Origin of the sequence: Fodinibius salsisoli (genome assembly GCF_026229185.1) — a bacterium.
GTDB lineage: Bacteria > Bacteroidota > Rhodothermia > Balneolales > Balneolaceae > Fodinibius > Fodinibius salsisoli.
In genome coordinates this window covers 17,458-30,571 of sequence record NZ_JAGGJA010000014.1, presented here as the reverse complement: position 1 = coordinate 30,571, position 13,114 = coordinate 17,458, and the positions used below count along the sequence as shown (strand labels likewise).

Genomic DNA, 13,114 nt, shown 5'->3' with positions numbered 1-13,114 from the left:
TGCGCTTAGGTTGAATTTAGTTTGGAGGAATATCCAGATTTATTTTTTGGCCCATCTGTAACTCCAGCTCCTTAGGCTGAAAAGGGACAAAGCCATTGCCCGGATAATTCGTCAACTCGCCAAAATAGATGCTCTCCTGCAATAGGTAAAGATCTACCCGCAGAAAAGTAAAGCCTTTGGACAGTTTTTCGGCTATTTGTATCGCCTTTTTAAGGTTCGGCGGGGGCTGGATGGAGCCTTCGTACGGTGGATAAAGCAGATGGCCTTGAATGCGATTAAAATCGCGATCAAAGAGATTGCGCTTCTGTTCGCCAAAGCGGTCGTAGTCCACCTGGATAAGGGCAACTTCTCCATCAAAACAGAAGAATTTATAATCTTTGGGGATATCTCCATCGGGAGTAAGGATCAGTGATTCCGCCAGGATAGTACGGGGGAGTTGCTTGTAAACCCACTCGCGTCCCACCGTAAAATAGTCCGTAGCCTGCCAGTCGTCAGTCTGTTGCTTGACCTCCTGGTACGATTCTTCCTCTTTGTCAAAAACAATTGCGAGCATACCACAACCATGATTGGCTTTGAGTACAAACTGGGAAGGTAACGATTCCCAGGTAGTCGGATCCAGCGTATTATAACAGCCAATAAGGGGAATTAAATATTGTTCTCCAATTCGATCTGCCACAAAATTGCGTACTTTGGTTCGATCTGCTATCCGTTGACGTTCGGCGGTGCGTTCGTTGAGCTTAATCCACTGAATTTTTTCAGTAAACGTTGTGGGATGCTTGAGGTCAGGCCATTCATCCAGCTCCAGCCAATATCGCACCTTGGCGTACCAGTCATCCGACAACAGGTGTCTTCCCAGTCCCCAAAAAAACTTCCGCAACAGGAATTTGATGATGTTTTTCATAGCAGTATGCATCAGAGATTAAGCGCTAACAATCAGCTGGAACTAAGATAGCCTTCTGCAATCCATTTACGAAACTTAATGAGCATCACGGCTTTGGCCGGTTGAAAAGCTACCAGGTACCCAACAAAGAGAAGAAGGGTTGCGCTCCATTTGCCAAGCTCCTTCATCAGTTGGGATACTTTTTGATTCGGATTATCATGCAGCTGCAGCGCTATACTTTGGCCCAGTCCCACAGCTTGGCGCTGAATATATTCCTCGGTAAGCCGATCGTCGTTTACCCGGTGGTAGAGCATGGCATCGGGCAGATAATGAAGGTTGATGTCATGCTTTCTGAATCGCTGGAATAGCTCTTTTTCTTCACTGGCCTTTAGTTTTTTTCCTGTTCGCCCAAGGTCGGTATGGAAAAGGCCGAGCTGGTCAAAAATAGATTTACGAAACCCCATATTTCCTCCGAAAGGGTATTTGTTTTGGGGATAGGTTTTGGGCTTGTCTCCTAAATCGTGATGGCCCAACAACGGTAACAGAAAGTGTGACATCCAGCTGGGACGCGGATCATCAAACTGCACATGGATTTTTCCACCACCGGCAATAGCTTGCGGTTGGTTGCAAAAAAACGACAACCAGGCTGGGATCAGGCTTTCGCTGGCACGAATATCATCATCCAGAAATACAATACATGGTGCTTGGGCTTCCCGGATACCCCGGTTGCGCGCATGGGATAACCCTTGATTTGTTTCTTTGATATATCGGATGGGATTGGGATCTTTAGCATACCGCTTTTGATGTCGTTCGATAATTTGCGGTGTGGCATCCGTTGAGTTATTATCCACCACCAGTATTTCCGCGGGAAGCTCCTCTAAATCCTGTTTTTGTAGGGATTGGAGCGAATCGTCCAGGTAATGGGCGCGATTATAGGTGCAGATAATAAATGTAACATCCGGTCGGTGCGACATACGTAACTATTGATCGATATTTCCAAAGCTTGAAAATACATTTTTTCTGATGAATTATGCTAATTTCCATAATATCGATGGTGACTGCTGATGGGAACTACACCCCTTGTTTCGGCGATTGTCACGACGCACAACCGAAAAGAGCTATTACCTCGTGCGCTGGATTCGGTGGCGGTGCAAACCTATCCGCGGCTGGAGTTGGTGGTTGTGGATGATGGCTCAGAAGAGTCGATGGAATCACTGGTCAATGATTATAAGGAAGTGTTGTCGGTCCAGTATCTTCGCAATGAGCAGCCACAGGGAGCCTGCCGGGCACGAAACCAGGGCATCGAAGCGGCATCCGGAGCATTTGTAGCGGGGCTGGATGATGATGATCAATGGGATAAGGGCCGTATTAAAGTGCTCATGGAGTCCTATTCGGACGGCTATGCGTTTGTAACCTCCGATGTGCGGATGGTATATAAAAAGGGCAGCCCTATTTGGCGTAAGAAGAAAAGAATTACCCTCGATGATCTGCTATACACCAACTATGTGGGTAACCAAGGGCTCATCAAAAGAGAACGGCTTCTGGAAGTGGGTGGCTTCGATGAAACGCTGGAAGCGGCCCAGGATTATGATCTGTGGATTCGGCTGGCGGATCGATTCGGTCCGATCAAAAATGTGCAGAAGCCGCTGCAAAATGTGTATCTGGATCATGGAGGGGAGCGTATTTCCAATCCACGGGACCAGCTCCATGGTTATTTTGCTTTTTACCAGAAGCACAAAGAAAAAATGAATGAATCCCAGCGAAAATACCAGCTGTACAATATTCGCAAGGCCACCGGCAAAGTTACAAGACTGACGGATGTTTGTGGCTGGGTACCTCTTCATCGGCTTTGGAAAGAGGTTAAAAGTTTGTTGGGAGGTACGATTTTGAGTTAACGTATATATTCATCTGAATTTTTATGGAACGCAGGTAATGCGGATGAAGCTAATGTTCACAGATAATAATTTATTCTGCAAAATTCCGTCATGTCTGTGTCATTTGTATTCTATATCCCGAAACTATTACTGTAATTCACTACGATGGGAATCATAAAACGTTCTGTTGATGATCTGAGTCTCTACTGGCGATACAGTTGCCGTAAGCTGGGGCTTCCCGGATATCAAATCCACCAAATTTATTTACCCGAGCAGCAGCTTGTCTATATCCCCATTCCCAAAAATGCTTGCACCTCTATTAAACATGCCCTGCATGAGATAGAGTTTGGCAAAAGATTTGATGCGGACCTCCCGGAATTTAGCGATTATCGAGAGCATCACGATTATTATAAAAAGCGCCCCGATGCCTTTACCAGCCTGCAAGCATTACAAAAGAAAAAAGGGGTCTTCCGATTTGCCCTCGTGCGAGATCCCGTAAAACGACTCCTTTCGTGTTACCGCAATCGAGTGGTTGATCTGGGAGATTTAGAGTCCAGTCGCAGCAAATTGGAACGGTTTAGGCTTCCGCTACGGCCAGACCTCAATGCTTTTATTAAGCATCTGGCTGATTATCGGCGCGTTAATAAGGGCATTGAACATCATTCACGTCCACAGGCACAGTTTTTGGACGGTTCGCTGGAATACCTCGATCGCGTTTATACGCTGGATGAGATGCCCGAACTGATTGAGATGCTGCGAAAATATAAGCCCGATTTGGAGATGCGTCGCCGCAAAACAGGTGGGACCACCGTTACTTTGGCCGATCTGTCCGAAGAAGCGCTGCATCAGGCCATTGATTTCTACCGGGAAGATTATGAATTGTTGGAAGGTTATGTCAGCTCGGATGATGTTATCACCAAGCACACCGAATTGTGCTCTGAGTAAATGTAGTTGGAGAGAGTATTCTATTATTCATCGGAAATGAATCGCGTAGAGGGCGGATTATTTCCCTATGTTGACCCACTCATTTCCTCCTACTGGGGGCAGGAAGAGGGACTTTTTAATAATTGATTGAAGCTGATAAGGCATCTCTTCCCCCAATTCTTTAGGGGAAGAATAAGATGGGATCTCCCAAAGATCGTTATCGTTTTAAGCTCTTATCTCAAATTCAGATTACTTAATTCCTTGCCAGGTATGGGGGCTGAATTACCCATCCAATGAGTATAAGACCTAACATCATGCTTTGGGTGCTCTGATATGTATTCACGCTTATCAGTTTTTCTTAATGACGACCCTAAACGCTATTTCAAGCGTGGATTCTTGAAATAGCCTAAACAAAGAACAGTTATTCCTCTTCTGATGGTTTACGCCTATGATACACCATCAGGCCAGCACCAATGCCGGAAATCCAGAGGAGGATATGTCCCATCCACGCGAGTCGGAGTCCCCAGATGCTGGAGGCCGGCTCAAACGTCATGGTGATTGAATGGTCGCCGGCGGGTACCTGCAGTCCGCGGAGCACAAAGTCTGTTTTATAAATGGTAGCAAGTTCGCCATCAATGGTCGCCTCCCATCCGGCGGGGTAATAAATTTCACTCAGCACCAGGAAGCCTTCATTGGAAGAAGACGTTTCCAGCTCAATTGTTTTGGCATCGTAGGAAGTGACAGAAACCGTAGCTGTTGAATCTGTAGAAGCTGTAAGCTGGTCACTGGTTTCTACAATAGCGTTCGTAGCAGGATTAAAATGGGTGCCCGGCTTCATCCGATCGACTGCCTGTTGTGGGCTAGCAACGGTCGTTACCGAATCCACAAAGAATGCTTTGGGCAAGACATCGTCATTTTGGTAAACCCGCTGGCCGTCTCGGCTGAAGACTTCCGTGTATCCTGTGAAAGGAATTTGCTGTTGAGCCGTCACGTATTTGACATTCAGCATATCCAAAATAGGTTCGTTCATGCTGGAGTGATCATTCATCAACAGGTGATCAATCATATCCTGGTAGTGAGCAAGCTTAGCACCGGTGTACCCCCCGATGGTGGGATAAAAATAGGACGGGATAGCATTGTTGAAGGGGTTACGCATCAGCGGAAAGACGCGATAGGGGTAGCCCTCCCCGCTGTTAATATTTTCCATGACATACTTATCCACTGGTTGCTGTTGCTGCTGGATGCGCTGTTCGGTATCAAACCGATCGGGAGCCATACTGCTCTCATTGACATAGCGGGCATCGATCCGAAGCATATCGTAGGTGGTGAGCAAGAGAATACCGAGCAGAAAATAGCCTTTGCTGACTTTTCTTTTCAATAGACCAACAACGAGTCCACCTGCCAGAAGCACGAGAATGAGATAGCGCATAGAGTCACTGTTGGCGATCTCTTTACGTTGGGGCTTTAGCCGGCTGTTGATATAATTTTGGACGCCTTGCTGAATCTGGGGGTTGTCTGGCTGTACATTATTTTGTTGCGCCAACTGTTGGGCATACTGGTCAAACTCACCGGGCTTTTCAAAAGAAAGCAGAGCATTGCTTCCCAAGGTGAAAATAACGCCTAATCCTACCGCAATACCTAATGGCAGGTATAGTTCTTTTAAGGACTCTTTCTTATTACGAGCAATATCAATAAGAGCTTCTATGCCATAGACTGCCAGTACTGAAAAGCAGAAGACTGTGACAATAAGCCACATCTCTGGTGTACGGAATTTATTGAAGTAGGGCATGTAGTTGAACATGAACTCATTGAGCAGGGGGAAATGGTATCCGAGGGAAAAAAGAAGCGTTAACGACCCCACGCCAAAAAAGAGATATTTTAGCTTCTTTTTATATTTCAGAAATCCAATAAGTGCTAAAAAGAAAGCAATACCGCCCAGGTAATGTGGCCCGCTGGTAAAGGTTTTGGGTCCCCAGTAGGCTTCACCGGAAGAGCCGCCGTATAGGCCGGGGATAATGAGCGTCAGGAGTTCACCAACGCCCTGCGACCAGCTGAAGGCATATTCGAGGGAAAGTCCGCCGGCCTGGGAAGAAACATCTAGGGTAGAGCCGCCTCGCGTACTGTATTGGGCATATTCGTAGAGGCGCCAGTAGAGATCAATGCTGCAAATGATAGCCAGGATGCCGGCTCCAAAAGCGATGCCGGTGCGCTGAAGCCAACGGGCAATCTCATCTTTTTTATAGGCCAGCCAGCTGTCATACATCCACCAGATGCCCAGCAGGTAGAGAAAGTAGTAGGTAACCTGCGGATGGTTGGCCCGGAGCTGCAGCGTCATGGCAAGGGTGAAGACAAAGAAGGCCAACAGCTTTTTTTGTGATCTGGATACCAGGTAATAGCCCACAAACATCCAGGGGATGAATGCAAAAGCCATAAATTTACTGTAGTGGCCGGCCTCGATAATGATGGGCAGATAGGTCGTGAAGCCGATTAAGATGCTCCCCAGGGCCGATGAAAAGGGACGAACACCCTGAATTACAAAAAAGAAGTAGGCTCCGCTGAGGAGAATCCAGAAAAAAGTGAGTGGCTTGGTATTGCCGCCCAGCCATTTGAACAGGGAATCAATATTCGGAGGCGAAGACGGATTGTGGAGCACGTACGAAGGCATCCCCGAAAACATGTTGGTGGCCCAGTTGGGATGTTCACCATCATGGGTTTCCATATAGTTGATGACAGATTCCGAACCGGCGCGCCATTGCAGCACGTCGTTGCCCATAAACTGCTGATCTCCAAAGAAAATAGCCGAATAGAGCAAGAGAGGGAGCAAAAACAAAATAAACAGGGCGACCCCATGCTGCTTATTCGTCGATAATCTGGAAATGAAGTCTTCTTTTAGGGAATGAGGCTGTTTGGGTGAACTCAAATCAGTGTCAGATGATGATTAAAGAGGTAGTTAACCGATGAAGCTCATGGTTAAAATCCAGGGTTCCCAGAGAAGCCGAATTAGTCAATAACTCGGGGCACACGAAAGTAATCAGTATCGGCGTCGGGGGCATTCTTGAGCGCTTCTTTATGATCCAGGGGGGCTTCGGCTTTGTCATCACGGAGGCGATACTCCAGGTCGATAACGTGCTCGAGGGGCTCCACGTCGGAGGTATCCACTTCTTCGAGCGTCGTCATATAGTCCAGAATCTGGTTCATATCATGGACCAATGAGTCAGATTCTTCTTCCGTGAGCTGCAGATGAGCAAGGTCAGCTACATATTTAACATCTTTTTTGCTTACAGACATGAAATTTCGATATTTAATTCATTTCAAAATGAAGCGTAAATTAATAAAACATACCCAGAATCGGCAACTAAATAATATGGAGTTGAGTTTTTTGTTTTTTGCTCTTCCATACATGGATAGTTAACGCAATAATTAGCATTTTAAGCTATAAACATGAGCCAACATGATTAAAGAAAAAGTAACGATCGTAAATAAAGCCGGCTTACATGCACGTCCGGCGGCGGCAATGGTAAAATTGGCAAGTAGATATAAATCCGATTTTTTTATTCACATGTACGGATATAAGGTGAATGGGAAAAGTATTCTGGGTGTGATGACGCTTGCAGCCGAACAAGGGGCTGAACTGGAATTGGAAATTGATGGCCCTGATGAAAAAGAAGCTGCTGAGGCGATTATTGAATTAATTAACGATGGATTTGGTGAAGTGTACGAGGAAGATGAATAACCAGACAGACATGCAGGAAATGATACTTTCTGGGGCACCGGCCTCTCCCGGCATTACCGTTGGTAAGGCTCGGCTCTACAAGCGAAGGCGACCTATGGTTTCCGGCCGACATATTCCGGATATGGATGTAGAACAACACATCAATCGGTTTAACAGGGCCCTCTCTGTGGCGGAGCAGGAACTGCAGGATTTGATCGCTGGGCAGGATGATGAGGAAGCCGTTGAGCTATTGCAGGCCCAGGTAGCGATGCTGAATGATCCTGATTTGAAAAAACGTGTAGAACTTGAGATTAAACAAGCCAATCGACCTGCTGACGCTGCTATTGACCAGGTTTTTGGAGTCTATATCGACCTGATGGAGGAGCATCAGGAGGGAGCATTAAAAAGACGATCCCTCGACTTGGCAGATGCCCGCGACCGACTCATCCAGCTTGTCAATGATAATGATGATACCAGAGAAATACCGGATGATGCGATTTTGGTTGCACACGAATTGAGTCCGCGAGAGGTCATTGAGTTTTCTGAGCATGATATTCGTGGCATTGTGATGGATCGCGGTGGAATCACCTCTCACGCAGCTATTTTAGCACGTTCCATGCAGATACCAACGGTTGTAGGAGTGGAGGAGGCTTCAAAATCCATTGCTGCCAATGAACTGATCATTTTGGATGGGAACCAGGGAAAAGTAATTGTTAAGCCCTCAACCGATACCCAAAAAAAGTATGATGATATCATAACCGAGGCGGCCCGTAAGCAGGCCAAAATTCAACAGGTATGTGATAAGCCGAACGAAACGGTTGATGGAGCAGGTTTCACGTTACGGGCAAATATAGAGTTTGAAAACGAGCTTCCGTCAATTGAGCGCTTTTGTGCCCAGGGAGTCGGTTTGTTGCGTACAGAATCAATTTATCTACACTGCGACCATTTTGATGATGAGCAAAAACAGTACACTTTTTATGGATCAGTATTGGAGCATACCGCGCCCCATCCGGTGATTATTCGTTTGTTCGATGCCGGGGGCGACAAGCTTTTTAATGTCGCCGAGCAAGAGCAAAATCCATTTCTGGGATGGCGGGGCATTCGCATGCTGCTGGATAAAAAAACGGTGCTGAAACAACAGCTTCGGGCCATCCTAAAAGCCGCGGGCCGCTACCCCGGACGCCTGCGCATTTTAGTTCCCATGATTTCCTCACTTGATGAGGTGGCCGCCGTTCGAAAGGCCGTAGCTATAGTGCAGGGAGAGCTTCAAAAAGAGGGCGAAGAGATTGATCCCAACGTCCCCATTGGCATTATGGTGGAAGTGCCCAATGTGGCGATCCAGGCCCGGGCCTTTGCAAAACAAGTTGATTTTCTGAGTATTGGTACCAACGACCTGACCCAGTACCTGCTGGCCGTTGATCGTGGCAATGAACGCATCTCCGGGCTATACAGTCAACGGCACCCCGCTTTGTGGCAATTAATCAAACAGGTAGCCGATGCTGGTAAAGAACATTCAATTCCGGTCAGTGTATGTGGAGAATTAGCTTCTGACCCTGCAGCAGCCTGCTGCCTGTTGGGTATGGGAATAACAGAATTAAGCATGACTCCATCAGCCTTACCAGCCGTTAAGCAAGCGTTGTGTACCCGCGGCATTTCGGATATGCAGGCATTGGCTTCAAAAGTATTAGAGAGTACAACTGTTGCAGAATCCGAAGAAATATTCACCAATTTTTAAAGTACAGAAGAACAAAAATTTAAATCATGGGCTTAGACCTATCGTTTATTCATTCCGTTGATACCCAGAATATGTGGGATCTGTTGCTAAACTTTCCGGACCAGTGGAAAGATGCGATGAACCTTAGCGAGGATATTGAACTTACGGTTGACCAGAGCGCAGTCCGCAATATCTGTTTTGTGGGAATGGGGGGATCCGCTTTAGGAGCCGACCTTCTGCGGGCCTATTGTTACCACTGCTGTCCTTATCCCATTCAGGTGGTCCGTCATTATGAGATCCCCGGCTGGGTAGGAGAGGATACGCTGGTTATAGGGTGCAGTTTTTCAGGGAAAACCGAGGAAACGCTCACAGCCCTTACAAGTGCCCGGGAGCGGGGAGCACAAGTCATAGGAATTACCTCAGGAGGAAACCTAATGCTTAAGGCAGCAAGTGAAAATTTCGATTATGTGAAAATACCCAGTGGGATGACGCCCCGCGCTGCCTTGGGATATATCTTTCTGCCGCTGTTTTATATTTTCCGACAGTTTGGTTTTGTGGATGAAGGGGAGGAGGCCCTTGAGGAAACATACCAGCTGATGCTCCAGGAAAATGAGCAGCTTTCCAATCGGGATGATAACGAAGCTCTTGATTTAGCTACCCAGCTTCAGGATACATTACCGATTATCTATTCCGATGCAACTATTATGGAGCCGGTTAACCTGCGTTGGCGCGAGCAATTTCAGGAAAGTGCAAAAACTCTGGCGTATGGCAACACGCTACCCGAGATGACGCATAATGAAATTGTAGGGTGGGACCGGATTGCCCATCTAACAGGACGACTTTCGTTGATTTTGCTGGTGGATAATAAAGACCATGAACGGGTTAAGAAGCGAATGGCTATTGTTGAAGAAATGGTAGAAGGCCAAACCGCTTCGTTGCATGTGCTCGGTACCCGGGGAGAAAGCAGGTTGGCCCGCATGTTTTCACTCATTCAGCTGGCAGACTGGACCAGTTTTTATCTTGCGATGCTAAGCAATACCGATCCCACTCCCGTTACTAAAATTGACCTGCTAAAAAGCAAACTGGCAGAAACCTGATCAACAAATTGCAACAAACAGATGATATTTTGAGTACTACCTTTGACCTGTCTGACTTTGAGAGCCATTTATCTACACAATGGCTGGGTCGTGATTTTAGATATTTTAGATCGCTTCCATCCACCAATACCCATATAAAAAAGCTCGATGCTGATGATGTAGAGCCCGGTATGGTTGTGTTGACAGATAATCAAACCGGTGGACGTGGACAATACGATAGAAATTGGATTTCAGAAGCCGGGCAGAATCTGACATTCTCGATGGTTTTTAAGCCACAAACGTCTGATGGATTTCATACCCTTACGCTGGCTTGTGCATTGGCTTTGGTAGAGCAAGTGGAAAGTATTAGTGAAGAGCCCTGCACAAAGATAAAGTGGCCCAACGATGTGTTGGTTAACGGGAAGAAAGTGGCAGGCCTGCTTACGGAAGCCGTTTTCATTGGAAATAGACCAGCACGATTAGTCATTGGTATAGGCTTAAATGTTAATCAGCAAGAGTATGCGGCTCAACTGTCTGAAAAAGCAACATCCTTGCAGATAGAAATGGAGAAGCAGATCGCGCGGGAGGAGTTACTTAGCAACCTGCTGGCACGTATTGAACATAAATATCGCCTGTGGCACCAGAACCAGGCCAAACTGTTGATACATATTAACCGAAAAATCGATGGCTATGGCCAGTGGGTTGGTCTGAAGGTCAATGGTGCGATGAAGCAAGATTCCTATAAACTTTTGGGAATCAATGAAACAGGGCGCCTGCTTTTACTGAATCATGAAGGTGGAATTGAATCTTTTTCTCATGAACAAATCCGGATTGTCACCGATTGAAACGACGGTTCAACAACACTTGGGCACATATTTTAAGAATCAGGGTGGAGTTCGTTTCGTAATAGGCGTAAGCGGAGGCATGGATTCCATGGCCTTGCTACATGTTTTTCATCGGCTTAATATTGCTGCTCATGTGGTACATCTTAACTATAAAAAGCGAGGCACAGCCTCGGATAAAGATGCTGAGCTTGTAACCGATGTTTGCCAACAATGGGATTTTGACTGTGCTATTTATGGAGTAGATCCTGCCGGAGCTGAGGGAGAGAACTTCCAGCAGTGGGCCCGTGATAAGCGATACCATTTTTTTGAAGAAATCATGGAAGTACAGCAGGCAGATGGTATTGCAATTGCTCACCATTGCGATGACCAGGTTGAGACGGTGATTCAGAAGATTTTTCGTGGCGCAGGATTGGCAAGCTGGTCGGGGATGAAAGTATGGGATGGAAAACTCTTCAGACCGTTTTTAGGATTTTCCCGGGAACAGGTCGCAGAATATGTGGAAGAAAACAGCATTCCATACCGAACAGATCAGTCAAATTTAGAATCCGATTTCGCCCGTAATTTCTTGAGGAACGAATGGTTGGCGGAACTTTCTGACTTTTTCCCCGGCTGGGAGCAGAATGTGCTTCAAGTTGCCGAACAGGCAGAAAACTTTGATCAGTCAATAGATTGGATTAGCAATCGTATAACCCAGGATGAGAAAGTCGATCGGGAGGAATTCCATAGCCTCGCTTTGGGAGTACAGAAAGCCGTTATCCTTCATTTACTAAAAAAAAGAGATCCAGATACTGAAATTACCAAGCCAGCATTGAATCAACTGGATCAGCTTCCTTGCCTCCAGACGGGGAAGGCGATTCAGCTTACTGAAGAATATTTCTTGCTGCGAGACCGTGATCAATATGTAGTTATCAATCAAGAAAAGAAGCATTTTGGTGCTGTTAAATTGCACCAAGAAGATATTACAAAGACAGTAGATATTGCAGGTTTCCTTGAGTTTTCGGTTGAGGCCTGCGCCTCTCCATACCAAGAAGATAACTTATACCTGGATATGGCCAAGCTTAGCTGGCCGTTGACCCTGCGACGATGGCAACAGGGAGACCGTTTTCAGCCGCTGGGCATGGAGGGGCATCAGCTGGTGTCAGACCATCTTACGAACCGTAAAATAAGTACGGCTCGAAGATATGAGGCTCTGGTCATAGAATCTTTTGAAGAAACTATCTGTGCTGTTATCTTTCCGCCAATTAAAAATCGTGATTCTGTCGGCACTATCTCCGACCATGTGAAATGGGAAGCTGATACGGTGCAGTGCATGAAAATTACATACAGTAAAAAAGTATAGATGTCATTTTATAAGCCCGAAACGGTTAGCTGTAATGGGGAATCGTTTAGCATATATCTTACCAAAAAAGAAATTGAACGGCGCGTCGAAGAACTTGGAGAAGAACTCTCAGCCGAATATGAAGGAAAGAATCCTATTTTTATAGGTGTACTAAATGGAGCCTATATTTTTCTTTCAGACTTAATGCGGCAAGTTGAAATTTCCTGCGAAGTCGACTTTTTAAAGCTCAGCAGCTATGGTGATGAGAAAGTATCCTCCGGCCAGGTTACTGACCTTAAAGATATTGATGCCAACATCGAAGGGCGTCACGTTATTTTGGTCGAAGATATTGTAGATACCGGCCTTTCAATGAAATATATTGTTGATAAACTGCAGGCTAAGAATCCGGAGACTATAGCAACGGTTTCTCTTTTACATAAAACCGAGGCGACCCATCATAATGTACAACTCGACTATGTAGGCTTCCGGATCCCTACGCTGTTTGTTCTTGGATATGGACTTGATTATGCCCAGGAGGGGAGGAACCTTGCACAAATTTATATTTTAGACGGAGAAGAGGAATAGCAAGCTGTTCTAGAAATTAAATCAAATTAATCATTGATAATATTTCTAAAGGGGCTTATATTTGCGACTTCTCTTGGAGAGGTGGCTGAGTGGTCGAAAGCGCTCCCCTGCTAAGGGAGTATACCCCCCAACGGGGTATCGAGGGTTCGAATCCCTCTCTCTCCGCACTCCTGCGTTAAAGCTTCG

12 protein-coding genes and 1 tRNA gene are annotated in these 13,114 nt (G+C 46.2%); 9 read left to right on the top strand and 4 right to left on the bottom strand.

What is annotated here, in order from left to right; genetic code table 11:
- Positions 1–16: 16 nt before the first annotated feature.
- Together J6I44_RS16800 and J6I44_RS16795 are read right to left on the bottom strand one after the other, a co-directional pair.
- The gene (locus tag J6I44_RS16800; RefSeq protein ID WP_265767319.1) at positions 17–901 is read right to left on the bottom strand and encodes an ATP-grasp fold amidoligase family protein; all 885 of its coding nucleotides are present in this window, start codon (positions 899–901) and stop codon (positions 17–19) included.
- Positions 902–933: 32 nt separating this feature from the next.
- The gene (locus J6I44_RS16795) at positions 934–1,854 is read right to left on the bottom strand and encodes a glycosyltransferase (RefSeq protein ID WP_265767318.1); all 921 of its coding nucleotides are present in this window, start codon (positions 1,852–1,854) and stop codon (positions 934–936) included.
- A gap of 90 nt (positions 1,855–1,944) precedes the next feature.
- Here J6I44_RS16795 and J6I44_RS16790 point away from each other — a divergent pair, with 90 nt between their 5' ends.
- Both J6I44_RS16790 and J6I44_RS16785 read left to right on the top strand, forming a co-directional pair.
- Complete coding sequence (locus J6I44_RS16790; RefSeq protein WP_265767317.1) at positions 1,945–2,775, top strand: glycosyltransferase; 831 nt, start codon at positions 1,945–1,947, stop codon at positions 2,773–2,775.
- A 144-nt stretch (positions 2,776–2,919) separates the two neighbouring features.
- Complete coding sequence (locus J6I44_RS16785; RefSeq protein WP_265767316.1) at positions 2,920–3,699, top strand: sulfotransferase family 2 domain-containing protein; 780 nt, start codon at positions 2,920–2,922, stop codon at positions 3,697–3,699.
- 400 nt (positions 3,700–4,099) lie between these two features.
- Here the strand turns inward: J6I44_RS16785 and J6I44_RS16780 are convergent, their stop codons facing one another.
- Together J6I44_RS16780 and gatC are read right to left on the bottom strand one after the other, a co-directional pair.
- Entirely contained in the window at positions 4,100–6,598 is a 2,499-nt protein-coding gene (locus J6I44_RS16780; RefSeq protein WP_265767315.1) for a glycosyltransferase family protein, read from the bottom strand.
- An 80-nt stretch (positions 6,599–6,678) separates the two neighbouring features.
- Positions 6,679–6,966, bottom strand: coding sequence for an Asp-tRNA(Asn)/Glu-tRNA(Gln) amidotransferase subunit GatC (gene gatC / locus J6I44_RS16775; RefSeq protein ID WP_265767314.1), 288 nt, complete (start codon positions 6,964–6,966; stop codon positions 6,679–6,681).
- Positions 6,967–7,129: 163 nt separating this feature from the next.
- Between gatC and J6I44_RS16770 the strand changes: the two genes are divergently transcribed.
- From J6I44_RS16770 to J6I44_RS16740, 7 genes are all read left to right on the top strand, one after another.
- Positions 7,130–7,411, top strand: a complete 282-nt coding sequence (locus J6I44_RS16770; protein ID WP_265767313.1) for an HPr family phosphocarrier protein — start codon at positions 7,130–7,132, stop codon at positions 7,409–7,411.
- The gene (gene ptsP / locus J6I44_RS16765; RefSeq protein WP_265767312.1) at positions 7,404–9,125 is read left to right on the top strand and encodes a phosphoenolpyruvate--protein phosphotransferase; all 1,722 of its coding nucleotides are present in this window, start codon (positions 7,404–7,406) and stop codon (positions 9,123–9,125) included. The genes J6I44_RS16770 and ptsP overlap by 8 nt, the downstream gene beginning before the upstream one ends.
- A 26-nt stretch (positions 9,126–9,151) precedes the next feature.
- Complete coding sequence (locus tag J6I44_RS16760; RefSeq protein ID WP_265767311.1) at positions 9,152–10,201, top strand: bifunctional phosphoglucose/phosphomannose isomerase; 1,050 nt, start codon at positions 9,152–9,154, stop codon at positions 10,199–10,201.
- Between the two features lie 29 nt (positions 10,202–10,230).
- On the top strand, positions 10,231–11,025 hold the full coding sequence (locus J6I44_RS16755) for a biotin--[acetyl-CoA-carboxylase] ligase (RefSeq protein WP_265767310.1): 795 nt from the start codon (positions 10,231–10,233) through the stop codon (positions 11,023–11,025).
- Positions 10,997–12,364 (top strand): tRNA lysidine(34) synthetase TilS, encoded by a 1,368-nt coding sequence (gene tilS / locus J6I44_RS16750; RefSeq protein WP_265767309.1) that lies wholly within the window; start codon positions 10,997–10,999, stop codon positions 12,362–12,364. The genes J6I44_RS16755 and tilS overlap by 29 nt, the downstream gene beginning before the upstream one ends.
- On the top strand, positions 12,365–12,928 hold the full coding sequence (hpt, locus tag J6I44_RS16745) for a hypoxanthine phosphoribosyltransferase (protein WP_265767308.1): 564 nt from the start codon (positions 12,365–12,367) through the stop codon (positions 12,926–12,928). It abuts the gene before it with no gap.
- A 75-nt stretch (positions 12,929–13,003) separates the two neighbouring features.
- Positions 13,004–13,093: transfer RNA gene (locus tag J6I44_RS16740), tRNA-Ser, on the top strand.
- The last annotated feature ends 21 nt before the right edge of the window (positions 13,094–13,114 follow it).

Excerpts from the sequence above, each read along its gene's own strand:
- J6I44_RS16800 (WP_265767319.1), bottom strand. The coding sequence starts at position 901 with ATGAAAAACATCATCAAATTCCTGTTGCGGAAGTTTTTTTGGGGACTG.
- J6I44_RS16795 (WP_265767318.1), bottom strand. The coding sequence starts at position 1,854 with ATGTCGCACCGACCGGATGTTACATTTATTATCTGCACCTATAATCGC.
- J6I44_RS16790 (WP_265767317.1), top strand. The coding sequence starts at position 1,945 with ATGGGAACTACACCCCTTGTTTCGGCGATTGTCACGACGCACAACCGA.
- J6I44_RS16785 (WP_265767316.1), top strand. The coding sequence starts at position 2,920 with ATGGGAATCATAAAACGTTCTGTTGATGATCTGAGTCTCTACTGGCGA.
- gatC (WP_265767314.1), bottom strand. The coding sequence starts at position 6,966 with ATGTCTGTAAGCAAAAAAGATGTTAAATATGTAGCTGACCTTGCTCAT.
- J6I44_RS16770 (WP_265767313.1), top strand. The coding sequence starts at position 7,130 with ATGATTAAAGAAAAAGTAACGATCGTAAATAAAGCCGGCTTACATGCA.
- ptsP (WP_265767312.1), top strand. The coding sequence starts at position 7,404 with ATGAATAACCAGACAGACATGCAGGAAATGATACTTTCTGGGGCACCG.
- J6I44_RS16760 (WP_265767311.1), top strand. The coding sequence starts at position 9,152 with ATGGGCTTAGACCTATCGTTTATTCATTCCGTTGATACCCAGAATATG.
- tilS (WP_265767309.1), top strand. The coding sequence starts at position 10,997 with ATGAACAAATCCGGATTGTCACCGATTGAAACGACGGTTCAACAACAC.
- hpt (WP_265767308.1), top strand. The coding sequence starts at position 12,365 with ATGTCATTTTATAAGCCCGAAACGGTTAGCTGTAATGGGGAATCGTTT.